Raw genomic sequence first — 14,352 nt, 5'->3', positions numbered from 1 at the left:
GACACCCGTCAGCCGTACGCCGCGACCAGCCGCGCTGTCAACGCCATGCAAGGCACCATAGCCTGCGGTCCGCCCGCTGGCTAAGGTCTGACCGGCGGGTGATCGCGGCGGGATCGAGGGAGGGCCGGATGGCGGCTACGGCCGAACTGGCGGTGATCGGCGGGTCCGGGCTCTACGCCCTGCTCGACGGCGCCACCGAGCACGTGCTGGAGACCCCGTACGGCGCGCCGTCGGACCCGGTCACGATCGCCGAGGTGGCCGGCCGGCGGGTGGCGTTCCTGCCCCGGCACGGGCGCGACCACCGCTACCCGCCGCACCTGATCCCCTACCGGGCCAACCTCTGGGCGCTGCGCTCCCTGGGCGTACGCCAGGTGCTGGCGCCCTGCGCGGTCGGCGGGCTCCGGCCGGAGCTGGGCCCGGGCACGTTCGTGGTGCCGGACCAGCTCATCGACCGCACCAGCGGCCGCACCCAGACCTACTACGACCAGGGCGCGGTGCACGTGTCGTTCGCCGACCCCTACTGCCCGGCCGGGCGGCGGACGATGCTCGACGCGGCGGCCGGGCGGGGCGTGCCGGCGGTGGACGGCGGGACGGTGGTGGTGGTCGAGGGGCCGCGATTCTCCACCCGGGCCGAGTCGCGCTGGTTCGCCTCGATCGGCGGCACGGTGGTCAACATGACCGGCCACCCGGAGGCGGTGCTGGCCCGCGAGCTGGCCCTCTGCTACACCTCGATCGCCCTGGTCACCGACCTGGACGCTGGCGTCGAGGCGGGCGGTTCGGTCACCCAGGAGGAGGTCTTCCGGGTCTTCGCGGAGAACACCGACCGGCTGCGCGGGGTGCTGCTGGACGCTGTCGCCGCGCTGCCCGCCGAGCGGGACTGCCCCTGCGGGCAGGCGCTGGACGGGATCAAGCTGCCGTTCCCGCTGCCCTGAGCGCCGGGAAGCGCCCGAAAAGCCGGCCTCGGCCCGATAGATTCGGCTGGTCGGGGGACTGATCACCAGGCCGTCTCCGGCACGCGCGGGGACGGGAGGCAGCCGGCCATGGCAACGGTCCGCGACACGACGTACGACCTGCTCCGCGCGCTGGGCCTGACCACCGTGTTCGGCAATCCGGGCTCCACCGAGGAACCCTTCCTCAAGGACTTCCCGGCCGACTTCCGCTACGTGCACGCGCTGCAGGAGGCGTCGGCGATGGCCATGGCCGACGGCTACGCGCAGGCCACCGGCCGTCCCGCGCACGTCAACCTGCACACCGCCCCGGGCACCGGCAACGGGATGGGCAACCTCGTCACCGCCTGGCACAACAGGACGCCGCTGATCGTCAGCGCCGGCCAGCAGACCCGGGAGATGCTGCTGATCGAGCCGCGGCTGGCCAGCCCTCGGGCGGTCGAGCTGACCCAGCCGTACGTCAAGTGGGCCCACGAGCCGGCCCGCGCCCAGGACATCCCGGCGGCCTTCATGCGGGCGTACGCCTCGGCGGTGCAGCCCCCGGCCGGGCCGGTCTTCCTCTCCCTGCCGATGGACGACTGGGACCGGTCCGCCGACCCGCCGCCGCAGGTGCGGACGGTGGCCACCCGGATCGCGCCGGACCCGGACCGGCTGCGTGGCTTCGCCACCACGCTGGCCGCCGCCCGTGCCCCGGCGCTGGTGCTCGGCGCGGCGGTGGACCGGGCCGACGCCTGGCCGGCCGCCGTGGCGCTGGCCGAACGGCTGGCCGCCCCGGTCTGGGCCGCGCCGGCGCCGGAGCGGGCCGTCTTCCCCGAGAGCCACCCGCAGTTCCGCGGGGTCCTGCCGTACGCGATCGGCCCGCTGGCCGAGGCGTTGCGCGGCCACGACACGGTGCTGGTGGTCGGCGCGCCGGTGTTCCGCTACTACCCGCACGTGCCGGGCGGCTACCTGCCCGACGAGGCCCGGCTGCTGCACGTCACCGACGACCCGGACGAGGCGGCCCGGGCCCCGGTCGGGGAGAGCCTGCTCGGCGACGCCGGGCTGACCATCGCCGGTCTGGTGGAGCTGCTGCCGCCGGTGGACCGGACCCCGCCGCCGGCCCGGGACGCCCCGGCGCCGCCCGAGGCGGCCGATCCGCCGAGCGCCGACGCCCTCTTCGCCGCGCTGGCCGGGCAGTGGCCGGCGGACGGGGTGCTGGTGCAGGAGTCACCGTCCAACCTGGCCGCGCTGCGCCGCCGGCTGCGGATCGACCGGCCCAGGTCGTACTTCACGATGGCCAGCGGCGGGCTGGGCTTCGGCCTGCCCGCGGCCGTGGGCATCGCGCTGGCCGAGCGGGACACCGGGCGCGGTCGGCCGGTGGTCGTGGTGATCGGCGACGGCTCGTTGCACTACTCGGTGCAGTCCCTGTGGACGGCCGCGCAGCTCGGCCTGCCGCTCGCCGTCGTGGTCCCGGTCAACCGGCAGTACGCGATCCTCAAGGCGTTCGCCGACCTGAAGCACACGCCCGGGGTGCCGGCGCTCGACCTGCCCGGGTTGGACGTGACCGCGGTGGCGCGCGGCTACGGCTGCGCGGCCGAGGTGGTGGAGTCGCCGGACCGGCTCGGCCCGGCGCTGGACGCCGCGCTCGCCGCCGACCGGCCGACCGTGCTGCCGGTGCCGATCAGCACCGACGTGCCGCGGATCCTCTGACGGTCAGCGGCGTACGACGAGCGGGGTGCCGCTGAGCACGTCGAGCACCGCCCGGTCGCCGAGGGGCGCCCTGAGCGTGACGCTCACCGGCTTCCACACGAGCTGCTCCGTGCACGGCCCGGTCGACCGGACCGCCCCGGCCCCGAGCACCACGACGTCGTCCCGTTCGAGGACCAGCGGGGTCGGTTGCCCGTCGCAGGCGCCCGCACCGACCCGGTAGTCGACCCGGTTCCCGCTCACCGCACGCAGGTCCACGGCCGCCAGCAGGCCGTCGGCCGCCGGACGGCCCGGCGCGGTCCCCTCCGGCGCGGTCCCGACCGCGCTGGGCGCGACGGCGAGGCGGGCCACCGGCACGCGGAGCCCCTCCACGGTGAACAGCCAGGCCGACACGGCGGCCTCGCCCCGACTGGTCCGCACCGACGCGCTGCCCAGCGTCACGCCGGTGACGGTCAGCGGCACGCACGGGCTGGCCCCCTGGGTGGCGACCGGCCCGTCGGGGCCGGGCTCGATGGTCGGGCCCCCCTTGGGCCGCCCCGGCCCCGGCGTCGTCGGCCGGCCCTCGCAGGGCGGCGGGTCGCCCTGGTCCAGCTGGGCGTACGCCTCGGCGGCGCTGACCAGCGGGACCCGCAGGGTGCCGTCCGGGAAGCGGATCGTCCCGTCGGCGGGGCGGGCGGCCGGGAGGTCGATCTGGTCCCGGTACCAGCCGTTGAGGAAGGCCTGCTTCGTCTCGTCGGTGAAGCCGGGGTCGCCGGCCAGCACGGTGGCCTCGCCGAGCGGGACGTACCCGGTGCGCCAGGCGGGGCCGGGGCGCCACGCGTCGGCCACCTCGGTGGCCCGCTGGCCGAACGCCTCCCAGCGGTGGTCCGGGCCGGAAACCGACGGACCGCTCGGGTCGGCGGCCGGCGGGCCGGCCGGGTCGGCGCCGGGCGCGGCGCAGCCGGCCAGGACCAGGAGCGGCAGCCCGAGCAGGGCGACGAAGCGACGCATGCCGGTTGGACGCGGCGCTGCCCCCGGCCGGTTCCCCGGTCAGTCCTCCCCGCCCAGGTCCGCCTGGTACGCCTCCCAGAGCAGGTCCGCGCCACGCTGCCGGTGCCGGTCGAGGGCCCGCAGCAGGTTCCGGGCCTGCTCCCGCAGCTCCTCGGCGGGCACGGCGGGGAGCCGCACGGCGTGCTGGAGCGCGGCGATCGCCGCCGCGATGGCGACGTGCTCGCCGGCCAGCAGGCGTACGCCGCGGTCCAGCCGGGGCGCCTGGTGGAGCAGTTCGGCGTAGAAGCCGGCCGGACCCTCGGTGACCCGGACGTGCTCGGCGAAGCCCCGCCGGACCGGGCCGAGCCGGCCGATCAGGTGCTCCCGCCAGCGCGGCTCGGCCGGCGCCGTGGCGAGCGCCCGGGCGAGGGCGCGCACGTCGCCCGGGACGCCGGGCCGGGGCGAGGGCACGGCGGTGACGGTGGACGGCTGCTGTATCGGATTGGTGACCATGGCACCTCCCGCGCTGCTGCTGCTACCGCGTACAGCGATGGTGAACCCGGGCCGCCGACCTGTCCAGGAGGGGTGGGTGCCTCATCTGCCCCAACCGCCTCAATGGTCACGCCGGCCCCGACAGTCCCAGGGGATCGTCCGCCATGGTGCGCAGCCGGCCGGCGAGGGCGTGCGCGTCCGCGTCCCGGCCCTGGTCCGGCCGGCCCGCGGTGATCGCGTCGGCGAGCGCCCGCAGCTCGTACGGGGGCAGGTTGCCCAGCCCCGGGCCCTGCAACGGGATGGTGACCCGCCGGCCGCTGTCCCGGTCCCGGGCGATCAGCGTGGGCACCCGCACCACCCCGTCGTCGCCGACCCGCTGGGCGACCGCGCCGCCGCGCACCTCGGCGGTGGCCAGGTCGACCGTCCGGGTGCCGAGCGCGCCCCGGACCGAGGCCCGGGTCCCGTCCAGCCACGCGGCCGTGCGCAGCACCCGCAGCACCAGGTAGAGCCCGAGCAGCACGAACGGCAGTCCGCAGAGTCCGGCGTAGCGCAGCGGAGCGGGCACGGCGGCGCCGGCGCCGTCGTGCAGGTCGGGCGGAAGCAGCTCGGGCGGCAGGTCCCGGACGTCGTCGTACGAGGGGGCCGGGTCGCCGAAGCCGGCGGCCCGGCGCAGCAGGTCGCCGGCGACCAGCGGCAGCAGCACGAAGGCCGCGCCGAAGGCGCTGAACAGGACACCCACCAGGGCGCCCACGGCGCGCTGGCCGGACGCCGCGCCGACGGAGAGTCGGATCCGCTCGTTGGTCACAGGCGGCAGCCTAGAGGGCCGGCACCACGGCCCGGAGAGGCCACGGGTCCGGAGACGACTGTGCGCCCCGGTCCGATGGACCGGGGCGCACAGGTCAGGTGGTGGAGGTGCCGGGAATCGAACCCGGGTCCTTCGCCGGTTTGTCAGGGCTTCTCCGAGCGCAGCTCGCTGTGCCTCTACTCGGCCCCACCGCTCACGCGAGCAAGTTGGTGTGACGGGCCCAGTCGCTGATTGATCTCGCCGCACGGACCCCGCGACCGGGTCCGGTTGGCCAGCCTTCTAGCTGATGCCGGCTAACTGGGTCGAAGGCGCTCCCAGGCCGACAGACTTGCTACTCGCCTCAGGCGGCGAGAGCGAAGTCAGCGCGATTGTTCTTGGCGCTTATTGGTTTCCGACGAACGATTCTCGAGACGACGTCGGCTTCCTCGGCTCGCTTCCCCTGCCGCAACGTACGAAGTCGAAACCAGTCACCCCCTCGACGGGCTGCCCCTCTCGGCAGCATCACCAAGCCTAACGCCTGGCGCAACCGGATTCATTCCGAGGTCGGCCGGCGGCCGGCACCCGGACAAACCGGATGTTTCACTCAGCCATACCCTTGCCGCGCCGGCCCACCACCCGGGCGATCTCCCGGTCGGCGTCCCGCTTGGCCAGGTCCTGGCGCTTGTCGTACGACTTCTTACCCCGGGCCAGGCCGATCTCCACCTTCGCCCAGCCGTCGGAGAAGTAGACCTGCAGCGGCACCATGGTGAGCCCGCTCTCCCTGGTCTTGCCGATCAGCCGGTCGATCTCCAGCCGCTTGAGCAGCAGCTTCCGGGTCCGCCGGGGCTCGTGGTTGGTCCAGGTGCCCTGGGTGTACTCCGGGATGTGCATGCCGTGCAGGTAGAGCTCGCCGTCACGTTCCTGGGCGAACGCGTCGACCAGCGACGCCCGCCCGGCCCGCAGCGACTTGACCTCGGTGCCGGTCAGCGACATGCCCGCCTCGTAGGTGTCGAGGATGGCGTAGTCGTGGCGCGCCTTCTTGTTGGAGGCGACCACCTTGCGACCCTTTTCCCGTGGCATCGGCGCCACCCCCTTCCCGGTCCGTCCCCACGGCCACCGGCCGCGGAGCGAGATCATGCTACCCGAATGACAAGGACCCTCCCGCGCCGTTTATTCCGGCGCGGGAGGGCCCTCGGAGAGCCGTACCGGTAACTAGACCCGCAGGTAGAAGCGGAGCGTGACCCAGGCGGTGACTGCGCTGACCACACCACCGACGGCGGCCATCAGCGGGAAGGTCAGGAAGATCTCGGACCAGGAGATCGGGGTGATCAGGCCCTCCAGGGCCGCCATCGAACTCCCCGCCGCGAGCGTCTTCAAGACGATCAACGCGAGCAGGCCGAGGACCGAGCCGATCAGACCGGCGACCACGGCCTCCAGCACGAACGGCGCCTGGATGAACCAGTTGGAGGCGCCGACCAACTTCATGACCGCGACCTCACGCCGCTTGCTGTACGCCGCCACCTGGATGGTGTTGGCGACCAGCAGCAGGGCGGCGACGGCCATCACGATCGCGATGGCGAGCGCGCCGTTCTGGAAGCCGCTGAGCACGCCGAAGACCTTGTCGAGCAGCTTGCTCTGGTCGACGATCGTGTCGATGCCCTCGGAGGTCTTGTACTCGTCGTAGATCTTCTTGTACTGCTCCGGGTTGTTCAGCGTGAGTCGGAACGACTCGGGGAGCTGGTCCGGCTTGACCGCGTTCACCAGGTCGGGGGCGTCGGCGTACATCTGCTGGAAGCGCTTGTACGCCTCGTCCTTGTCGACGTACGTGACCTCCTTGACCATCGGGTCGGCCTTGAGCTTGGTCTCGAGGTCGGTCCGCTGCTGGTCGTTGACGTCGGTCTTGAGGAAGATCGAGACCTGGACGTTCTCGTAGTAGAGGTCCTTCATGTCGCCGACCTTCTGGTACAGAAGGCCGCTGCCGCCCAGCATGAACAGCGACACCGCCATGGTGATGATCATGGCGAGGGTCATGGTGACGTTGCGCCACAGTCCGACCAGTACCTCGGACAGGACGTACTTCATCCGCATCGGGAAATTCCTCCGGCTCTCCGGCGTGAGGTGTTCGTCGTCAGGGTCAGCGGGTCGTCAGCGGCTCAGCCGTAGACGCCGCGGGCCTGGTCGCGCACGATGCGGCCGCTTTCGATCTCGATGACGCGGCGGCGCATCTGGTTCACGATGTTGGAGTCGTGCGTGACCATCACGACGGTCGTGCCGGTGCGGTTGATCCGGTCCAGCAGGCGCATGATCTCGATTGAGGTGTCCGGGTCCAGGTTTCCGGTGGGCTCGTCCGCCAGCAGGATCAGCGGCCGGTTCACGAACGCCCGGGCCACCGCGACCCGCTGCTGCTCACCGCCGGAGAGCTCGTGGGGGTAGCGGTGCTCCTTCCCACCGAGCCCGACCAGCTCCAGCACCTCCGGCACGACGCGGCGGGCGACCGCCTTGGTCTTGCCGATCACCTCCAGCGCGAACGCCACGTTCTCGTAGGCGGTGCGGTTCGGCAGGAGCCGGAAGTCCTGGAAGACGCAGCCGATGGAACGCCGGAAGTGGGGTCGCTTCCAGGAGCGCATCGACGTGACGTCCTTGCCGTTGACGACGACCCGCCCCTTGTTGGGGGTGACCTCGTGCAGCAGCATCTTGATGATCGTGGACTTGCCGGAGCCGGATGGACCGATGAAGAAGACGAACTCGCCCTTCTCGATCGAGACGGACACGTTGTCGAGCGAAGGCCGGGACGCCTTCGGGTACGTCTTCGTCACTTGCTCAAGCTGAATCACGGGTCGAGAGTCTACGCGGTGTAACCGGAGAGCCAAGCCCCCAGCCCCTCCGAAGCGAGTCGCGTCATCGATTCAGCCGGTCAGACAGAGATCGACGACGCGCTGCGTCGAAGATCGATCACGCACCGTCAGCGGTCAGCTGCTGCTGCTTCCGCCAGCGGATACCCGCCTCGATGAAGCCGTCCAGGTCGCCGTCGAAGACCGCGGACGGATTGCCCGTCTCCTGCTCGGTACGCAGATCCTTCACCATCTGATAAGGGTGCAGGACGTACGAGCGCATCTGGTCGCCCCAGGAGCCGGCGGCTTCGGTCTTCAGGCCCTGGAGCTTGGCCTGCTCCTCCTGCCGCTTGCGCTCCAGCAGCCGGGCCTGGAGCACCCGCAGCGCGGAGGCCTTGTTCTGGAGCTGGGACTTCTCGTTCTGGCAGGTGACCACGATGCCGGTCGGGATGTGAGTGATCCGGACCGCCGAGTCGGTGGTGTTGACGCTCTGCCCGCCCGGGCCCGAGGAGCGGTAGACGTCGATCCGCATCTCGTTCTCGGGGATCTCGATGTGGTCGGTCTGCTCCACCACCGGCAGCACCTCGACGCCGGCGAAGCTGGTCTGCCGGCGGCCCTGGTTGTCGAACGGGCTGATCCGCACCAGCCGGTGGGTGCCGGACTCCACGCTGAGCGTGCCGAACGCGTAGGGCACCTTGACCGTGAAGGTGGCCGACTTGAGGCCCGCCTCCTCGGCGTACGAGGTCTCGTAGACCTCGGTCGGGTAGCCGTGCCGCTCGGCCCAGCGCAGGTACATCCGGAGCAGCATCTCGGCGAAGTCCGCCGCGTCCACGCCGCCGGCGCCGGCCCGGATGGCGACCAGCGCCTCCCGGGAGTCGTACTCGCCGGAGAGCAGGGTGCGGACCTCCATCTCCTGGATGGCCTTGGTCAGCCCGGTGATCTCCGACTCGACCTCGGTCAGGGTGCCGGGGTCGGACTCGGCCTGGGCCAGCTCCAGCAGCACCCCGGCGTCGTCGAGCCGGGAGCGCAGGCTGCCGAGCTTGGAGATCTCGCCGTTGACGTACGACAGCTGTGACGTCACCTGCTGCGCCTTGGCCTGGTCGTCCCACAGGTCCGGGGCGGAGGCCTCCTGCTCCAGGCGGGCCTTCTGCTCGCGCAGCTTGTCGAGGTCGAGCACGGCCTCGATGTTGCGCAGGGTGGCGTCGAGTTCCTTGAGCTGTTCGGCGTAATCGGCAGCGGTCACGACAGACAAGCCTACTGCCTATGCTGGCCGGTCCGGCGCAGGTGGTCAGCCGACGGGGGCGCTCTTGAGCCAGGACAGCGCGGCCCGGTGGTAGGCGACGGCGAACTCCAGCGCGCTGGCGTCGTAGTTGTCGCCTTCCTTCTTGGCGTTCTTGACCTGCTCGCGCACCGCCGCCAGGGCCTCGGTGTGGTACTCGTTCGCCGAGGCGTAGAGGTTCTTGAGCTGGCTCGCCGAGTGCAGGCCGCCGAAGGCGATCCGTAGCGCTATCGGGTTGCGGATGGTGTCCCGCCCGGGGTTCTCCGCAAGCCAGCGGGAGAATGTCCGTTTCCCGGCCGCCGTGATCGCGTACGGCTGGCTCAACCGTGGCCCGGGCTTGCCGAGCCGCACCAGACCCTTCTCGGCCAGGACGGGAAGCTCCCGGTAGACCTGGCTGCGGGTCATCGACCAGTACGGCGCCAGCCGGCGCTCGGCGGCGGCCATGAGTTGGCCGCCTGTCATCGGGCCGTCGTGCAGCAGGCCCAGCAGGGCCGCCGCCGTCGGGTTGACTCCGGATTCCGCCATGCCCTCTAAGCTGCCACTTTGTCGGACCTGGCGTCCACGATTTGCCGTTTTAGCCACCCGTTGGCTGGTCCGATGTGCACTGTCGGCGGACGACAGTCCGCCGGGGACGTCCAGGCCATCCCCCGGCCGGCCGGTCGCCGGTGACGCTACGTGCGCCACCGGCGACCATGCGCAGGTCAGCCCATGTGCGGGTAGCCGTGGTCGGTCGGCGGGACGAAGGTCTCCTTGATCGTCCGCGGCGACATCCAGCGGACCAGGTTGTGCCAGGAGCCCGCCTTGTCGTTGGTGCCGCTGGCCCGGGCGCCGCCGAACGGCTGCTGCCCGACCACGGCGCCGGTCGGCTTGTCGTTGATGTAGAAGTTGCCGGCCGCGTACCGCATCTTCTCCGCCACCTGGTCGACCACCCGGCGGTCGGTCGCGAAGATCGACCCGGTCAGCGCGTAGGGTGCGATCGACTCGGCCTGGTGGACCACCTCGTCGAAGCGGGCGTCGTCGAAGACGTGCACGCCGAGGATCGGGCCGAAGTATTCGGTGGTGAAGGTCTCGTGCGCGGCGTCCGAGCACTCGAAGAGGGTCGGCCGGACGAAGTAGCCGACCGAGTCGTCGGCGGTGCCGCCGGCCAGGATCTTGCAGCTGTCGTCGCCCTTGATCAGCTCCAGCGCGGCGGTGTGCCGGCCGAACGCCTTGTCGTCGATCACCGCGCCGCCGAAGTTGCTGAAGTCGGTCACGTCGCCGTAGGTGAGCGAGTCGGCGGTGGCGGCCAGCCGGTCGCGCAGCCCACCCTCCCAGATCGACCGCGGGACGTACGCCCGCGAGGCGGCCGAGCACTTCTGGCCCTGGTACTCGTAGGCGCCGCGGATCAGCGCGGTGTGCAGGGCGTCCACGTCGGCGCTGGAGTGCGCCACCACGAAGTCCTTGCCGCCGGTCTCGCCGACCAGCCGGGGGTAGCCCCGGTAGCGGGCGATGTTCTCGCCGACCGTCCTCCACAGGTGCTGGAAGACCTTGGTGGACCCGGTGAAGTGGATGCCGGCCAGGTCCGGGTCGGCGAGCACGACGTCGGAGACCTCCTCGCCGCGCCCGGTAACCATGTTGATCACGCCGGGCGGCAGGCCGGCCGCCTCGAACAGCCGCATGGTGAAGTGCGCGGCGAACTGCTGGGTCGGGCCCGGCTTCCAGACCACGGTGTTGCCGAGCAGCGCCGGCGCCGAGGGCAGGTTGCCGGCGATCGCGGTGAAGTTGAACGGGGTGACCGCGTAGACGAAGCCCTCCAGGGGCCGGTGGTCGAAGCGGTTCCACACGCCCGGCGAGGACATCGGCTGCTCGGCCAGGAGCTTGCGGGCGAAGTAGACGTTGAACCGCAGGAAGTCGATCAGCTCGCAGGCGGAGTCGATCTCGGCCTGGACCACGGTCTTGGACTGGCCCAGCATGGTGGCCGCGTTGAGGGTGTCCCGCCAGGGACCGGAGAGCAGGTCGGCGGCGCGCAGGAAGATCGCGGCGCGCTCCTCGAACGGCAGCGCCCGCCACATCGGCGCGGCGTCCTTGGCGGCCTTGACGGCGGCGCGGGCGTCGTCGTGGGTGGCGTGGCCGGTTACGCCGAGCACGTGGGCGTGCTTGTGCGGCTGGACCACGTCGATCGGGTTGCCGGCGGCCATCCGCTGCTCGCCGGCGATGGTCATCGGCAGGTCGATCCGCTCGGCGGCCAGGTCGGCCAGCCGCCGCTGGAGCCGCTCCCGCTCGGCGCTGCCGGGCTCGTAGGTGTGGACCGGCTCGTTGCGCGGCTCGGGTACGGAGAACACGGCGTCCATCACAGGCTCCTGTGCGATCTCGACGGCGGTGGCGAGGTCGGACCCGCGGGCGCCGGCCGGGCGGCCGGGTTGCCGGGCACCGCGCGGCGGACCGGTCGCGGCGGCGGGACCTCGGCCAATTCTTCCATGCGAGGGGCGCGGCCCCGCCTCCACCGCCCCTGTTCGCCCCGGCCGCGCCGACGCACCCGGACGCACCGCCGCACACCGGACCGTAGGCGACAAGCCGGCCGGCCCGACGGATCCCTGGCCAAGCCGCCCGCTCACCTGGGATCCATCGGCGGCCCGTCACGGCGGCACCGGCCGCGCCGGGCTGGACCGGGCCGGCCGGCCGGGTCCGGAGCGGGACCGGGCGGGCCGCGTACCCTGGAGGGCCGGTGACCTGCCCGGCCGTCGCGGCCGATCCGGCGTCCGTCGAGAGGGAGACGATGAGCAAGCAGCCCGGCAGCTCCACGGCCGCGGAACCGGACCAGCCCGCCACCGAGCCGGCGGTCGAGACGCCGGCCGAGTCCCGCTCGGAGGAGACCGTCGAGGCCGCACCCGCCGGGGGCCGCCTCGCCCACGCGCCCGGCGCCCTGGTGCTGGCCGTGCTGTCGATCGGCTGGCTGGCCGCCATGCTCTGGTCCACCCGGGCGGCGATCACCTCGGCCGCGGCCGGGGTCACCGCGATCAGCCTCTCCGCGTACGCCCTGCCGGGCGTGATCACCGCCGCGCTGGTGGCCGGCGCCGCGGTCGCCCTGGTGGCGACCAACCGGCTGGGCCGGGCCACGCTGCGCTTCCTCGCCGCCGTCGGCACCGGCCTGCTGGTCGGGCTCGCCGCCGCCGTGGCGGTCAATCTGACGTACGCCGACAACGCGACCACCAACACCATCGCCGGCACCACGGCCGCGGCGGCGATCATCGGCGGGGCCATGGCCGGGGCGCGCAACGCCCGGGTGGTCGGTGCGCTCGCCGCCGCCACGCTGGCCGCGCAGCTCTTCGTGGTGCTGTTCAGCCGCGCCCGCGACCCGCTCTCCGACCTGTTCGGCGCCGGGGACACCCAGCAGTCGATGCTCGACGCCGCGAAGTGGGTGTCCCGGACGGAGTCCCTGCTCGCCGGGCTGATCGCCGGCGTGGTGGCGTACCTCTACCTGGCCTGGGCCCGTCACCGCGCGGAGCGGCGGGACGGGGCGGCCACGGAGCTGCGCTGGCCGGCGTACCTGGTGGCCGGGGCCGGCGCGGGCCTGCTCCTGCTGCTCACCGAGGTGATCATCCGGGTCGGCGGGCGCGGGCTGCTCGACCTGGCCGCCGCGCTCAGCGAGGCGGACGAGGTGGCGCAGACCGCCCTCGGCACCTCCCGGGTGGACAACGGCATCTGGGTGCTCTTCGTGGGGGCGCTCGCCGCGCTCATCCTGTTCGGCCGCACCCTCGGCCCCCGCGCCGTGGAGGACGAGGACGAGTCCGACTCCTGAGCCCTCGCGGGCGTCAGGACATCCCGCGCAGCAGCAGGTCCAGCTCGGTCACGTCGTACCACTCCAACTCGTGGTCCTCGGCCCCGTCGACGGTGAACTGGGCGTCCGGGTCACCGGCCTGCGCCTCGGCCACCACCTCGGCGGCGGCCGCCACGTCCTCGACCGCGTCCCCGCCGTCCACGTGGATGGCGGCGACGGACTTCACCGGCACCGGCCCGGAGAGCCGGACCACGCTCGACCCCAGCTCGCCGCCGACCCGGCCGACCGCGCGGGCCGGCAGGTCCACCGAGACGACGACCCGCCGCCGGGGCGCGCCCGGATCGGCCCGGAGCAGCAGCAGCGCCTCCTGGGCGGCGCGGGTGAAGGCGACGTACTCCAGCTCCTCCTCGTCGCCCTCCGCGTACCACTCCCGCAGCTCCGGGGTGACCGCGTGCGCCTCCTCGCCGACCAGGCCCTCCTCGCGCAGCCGGGCCAGCATCGGGACGGTCGCCGGCACGTACACCCGGACAAGCTCGTCGGTCACCGGTCTCTCCCCGCCGTCAGGCCCCGGCCGGCGGACGCCGGCTCCGGGCGCCGATCATGCCGTACGCCGTGACCGTCATACACCCCGCACCCGCCGTGGAGAAGTTCCGCGCCGGTGTGTCCCCCGGCCGGATTCGCCGCGCCGGGCCTGGGGCGATCCGGCTCGTGATGGCAAACTGAGGCAAACGAAGCCAACCCCGGGAGTCATCGTGGAGCCGAGGTTCCTGCTGCTGTCCGACGTGGCCGCCGAGCTGAACGTGTCGGACTCGCAGGTCTACCACATGGTGCGCAGCGGCGAGCTTCCCGCCATCAAGATCGGCGGCCGGGGCCAGTGGCGGGTCGAGCGCGCCCGGCTGGAGGAGTACATCCAGCGCAAGTACGCCGAGACCGCCGACTGGGTACGCGGCAACCCGCTCACCGACCGCGACGCGGAGTGAGCGTCCGGCATTGACGGTCGGCGTTGTCCTGCCGGAGAATGAACAGCTGTCGGAGGCAAACGAAGGTAAACGCAACGAACAGGGGTTGAGGATGGTCGACACCCGCCGCCCACTGGCACCGCGTCCCCCGGTCCGGCTCCGGCCCGCCCCGCCGCTCGATCCGCCCTGCACCGACCGGGATCCGGCCTGGGGCGACGCCTGGGGCAGTGTCGACCAGCTCGCGCTCGACCTCTTCGATCCGCGCCGGGACCCCGACCGGCCCGCCGGCCGGGCCGCCGACCGCCCCGCCCGCCGCTCCGGTCGGGCCGGCGACCGCTCGGCCGGCGGAGCCGTCGACGTTCGGCCTGTTCCCACCGGTCCCGGGCGCTCGGCCGGCCCGCCGGCCGCCCTGGTGACCGCGACCCCCGAGGCGGCCCGGGCGGCGCACCGGTTCGTCCGCACCTTCCTGGAGATCGTCAACGGCTACCGCCCACCCGGGCAGCTCCGGCCGCTCTGCCTCCCCGAGGCCGCCGCCGGGGTGGCCGCCGAGCTGGCCCGCGGCGCCCGCCGGGTCGGCCCGGCACGCCGATGACCGGGCACGACATCGCGGTGGCGTACGGCAATCCGGAGCAGCACGGCGCGACGGCG

The 14,352-nt window shown here is 73.0% G+C and carries 15 protein-coding genes and 1 other RNA gene; 5 read left to right on the top strand and 11 right to left on the bottom strand.

The window, feature by feature from the left end; genetic code table 11:
- Window positions 1-128 precede the first annotated feature (128 nt).
- On the top strand, window positions 129-932 hold the full coding sequence (locus ABZV78_RS20935) for an S-methyl-5'-thioadenosine phosphorylase (protein WP_355640889.1): 804 nt from the start codon (window positions 129-131) through the stop codon (window positions 930-932).
- Between the two features lie 108 nt (window positions 933-1,040).
- Window positions 1,041-2,636 carry a benzoylformate decarboxylase gene (mdlC, locus tag ABZV78_RS20930; RefSeq protein WP_355640887.1) on the top strand — a complete coding sequence of 532 codons (1,596 nt, stop codon included), beginning with the start codon at window positions 1,041-1,043 and terminating at the stop codon, window positions 2,634-2,636.
- Between the two features lie 3 nt (window positions 2,637-2,639).
- Here mdlC and ABZV78_RS20925 read toward each other — a convergent pair whose 3' ends face one another.
- The 10 genes from ABZV78_RS20925 to pruA all read right to left on the bottom strand — a co-directional run bounded on the left by ABZV78_RS20925 (window position 2,640) and on the right by pruA (window position 11,318).
- Window positions 2,640-3,623 carry a hypothetical protein gene (locus ABZV78_RS20925; RefSeq protein WP_355640885.1) on the bottom strand — a complete coding sequence of 328 codons (984 nt, stop codon included), beginning with the start codon at window positions 3,621-3,623 and terminating at the stop codon, window positions 2,640-2,642.
- A gap of 39 nt (window positions 3,624-3,662) precedes the next feature.
- Window positions 3,663-4,115 carry a hypothetical protein gene (locus ABZV78_RS20920; protein ID WP_355640883.1) on the bottom strand — a complete coding sequence of 151 codons (453 nt, stop codon included), beginning with the start codon at window positions 4,113-4,115 and terminating at the stop codon, window positions 3,663-3,665.
- Between the two features lie 106 nt (window positions 4,116-4,221).
- A complete protein-coding gene (locus ABZV78_RS20915; protein WP_355640881.1) occupies window positions 4,222-4,899 on the bottom strand; it encodes a hypothetical protein in 678 nt (225 codons plus the stop codon).
- Between the two features lie 99 nt (window positions 4,900-4,998).
- Window positions 4,999-5,374, bottom strand: a transfer-messenger RNA (tmRNA) gene (ssrA, locus tag ABZV78_RS20910).
- Window positions 5,375-5,478: 104 nt separating this feature from the next.
- Window positions 5,479-5,958: an SsrA-binding protein SmpB gene (gene smpB, locus ABZV78_RS20905; protein ID WP_154230133.1), complete on the bottom strand. Its 480-nt coding sequence runs from the start codon at window positions 5,956-5,958 to the stop codon at window positions 5,479-5,481.
- 132 nt (window positions 5,959-6,090) lie between these two features.
- Window positions 6,091-6,966 (bottom strand): permease-like cell division protein FtsX, encoded by an 876-nt coding sequence (gene ftsX, locus ABZV78_RS20900; RefSeq protein WP_355640879.1) that lies wholly within the window; start codon window positions 6,964-6,966, stop codon window positions 6,091-6,093.
- A gap of 65 nt (window positions 6,967-7,031) precedes the next feature.
- Window positions 7,032-7,712 carry a cell division ATP-binding protein FtsE gene (gene ftsE / locus ABZV78_RS20895; protein WP_073832794.1) on the bottom strand — a complete coding sequence of 227 codons (681 nt, stop codon included), beginning with the start codon at window positions 7,710-7,712 and terminating at the stop codon, window positions 7,032-7,034.
- 118 nt (window positions 7,713-7,830) lie between these two features.
- A complete protein-coding gene (prfB, locus tag ABZV78_RS20890; protein WP_355640877.1) occupies window positions 7,831-8,952 on the bottom strand; it encodes a peptide chain release factor 2 in 1,122 nt (373 codons plus the stop codon).
- Window positions 8,953-8,997: 45 nt separating this feature from the next.
- Window positions 8,998-9,513, bottom strand: coding sequence for a PadR family transcriptional regulator (locus ABZV78_RS20885; RefSeq protein ID WP_154230130.1), 516 nt, complete (start codon window positions 9,511-9,513; stop codon window positions 8,998-9,000).
- 176 nt (window positions 9,514-9,689) lie between these two features.
- A complete protein-coding gene (gene pruA / locus ABZV78_RS20880; RefSeq protein WP_355640875.1) occupies window positions 9,690-11,318 on the bottom strand; it encodes an L-glutamate gamma-semialdehyde dehydrogenase in 1,629 nt (542 codons plus the stop codon).
- A gap of 425 nt (window positions 11,319-11,743) precedes the next feature.
- Between pruA and ABZV78_RS20875 the strand changes: the two genes are divergently transcribed.
- Window positions 11,744-12,766, top strand: coding sequence for a hypothetical protein (locus tag ABZV78_RS20875; RefSeq protein WP_355640873.1), 1,023 nt, complete (start codon window positions 11,744-11,746; stop codon window positions 12,764-12,766).
- A gap of 13 nt (window positions 12,767-12,779) precedes the next feature.
- Here the strand turns inward: ABZV78_RS20875 and ABZV78_RS20870 are convergent, their stop codons facing one another.
- Window positions 12,780-13,289, bottom strand: a complete 510-nt coding sequence (locus ABZV78_RS20870; RefSeq protein ID WP_355640871.1) for a hypothetical protein — start codon at window positions 13,287-13,289, stop codon at window positions 12,780-12,782.
- A gap of 205 nt (window positions 13,290-13,494) precedes the next feature.
- Here ABZV78_RS20870 and ABZV78_RS20865 point away from each other — a divergent pair, with 205 nt between their 5' ends.
- Both ABZV78_RS20865 and ABZV78_RS20860 read left to right on the top strand, forming a co-directional pair.
- Window positions 13,495-13,725, top strand: coding sequence for a helix-turn-helix domain-containing protein (locus ABZV78_RS20865; RefSeq protein WP_355640921.1), 231 nt, complete (start codon window positions 13,495-13,497; stop codon window positions 13,723-13,725).
- Between the two features lie 91 nt (window positions 13,726-13,816).
- On the top strand, window positions 13,817-14,296 hold the full coding sequence (locus ABZV78_RS20860) for an Rv3235 family protein (RefSeq protein ID WP_355640869.1): 480 nt from the start codon (window positions 13,817-13,819) through the stop codon (window positions 14,294-14,296).
- Window positions 14,297-14,352: the final 56 nt, after the last annotated feature.

The organism is Micromonospora sp. NPDC004540 (assembly GCF_040610095.1).
In the GTDB taxonomy this organism is placed as follows: Bacteria; Actinomycetota; Actinomycetes; order Mycobacteriales; family Micromonosporaceae; genus Micromonospora.
The sequence above is the reverse complement of the archived record's forward strand: the minus strand, read 5'-3'. Positions and strand labels throughout refer to the sequence as shown.

Coding starts and splice junctions, on each gene's coding strand:
- ABZV78_RS20935 (WP_355640889.1), top strand. CDS start 129: ATGGCGGCTACGGCCGAACTGGCGGTGATCGGCGGGTCCGGGCTCTAC.
- smpB (WP_154230133.1), bottom strand. CDS start 5,958: ATGCCACGGGAAAAGGGTCGCAAGGTGGTCGCCTCCAACAAGAAGGCG.
- ftsX (WP_355640879.1), bottom strand. CDS start 6,966: ATGCGGATGAAGTACGTCCTGTCCGAGGTACTGGTCGGACTGTGGCGC.
- ABZV78_RS20885 (WP_154230130.1), bottom strand. CDS start 9,513: ATGGCGGAATCCGGAGTCAACCCGACGGCGGCGGCCCTGCTGGGCCTG.
- pruA (WP_355640875.1), bottom strand. CDS start 11,318: ATGGACGCCGTGTTCTCCGTACCCGAGCCGCGCAACGAGCCGGTCCAC.
- ABZV78_RS20920 (WP_355640883.1), bottom strand. CDS start 4,115: ATGGTCACCAATCCGATACAGCAGCCGTCCACCGTCACCGCCGTGCCC.
- mdlC (WP_355640887.1), top strand. CDS start 1,041: ATGGCAACGGTCCGCGACACGACGTACGACCTGCTCCGCGCGCTGGGC.
- ABZV78_RS20875 (WP_355640873.1), top strand. CDS start 11,744: ATGAGCAAGCAGCCCGGCAGCTCCACGGCCGCGGAACCGGACCAGCCC.
- ABZV78_RS20925 (WP_355640885.1), bottom strand. CDS start 3,623: ATGCGTCGCTTCGTCGCCCTGCTCGGGCTGCCGCTCCTGGTCCTGGCC.
- ABZV78_RS20860 (WP_355640869.1), top strand. CDS start 13,817: ATGGTCGACACCCGCCGCCCACTGGCACCGCGTCCCCCGGTCCGGCTC.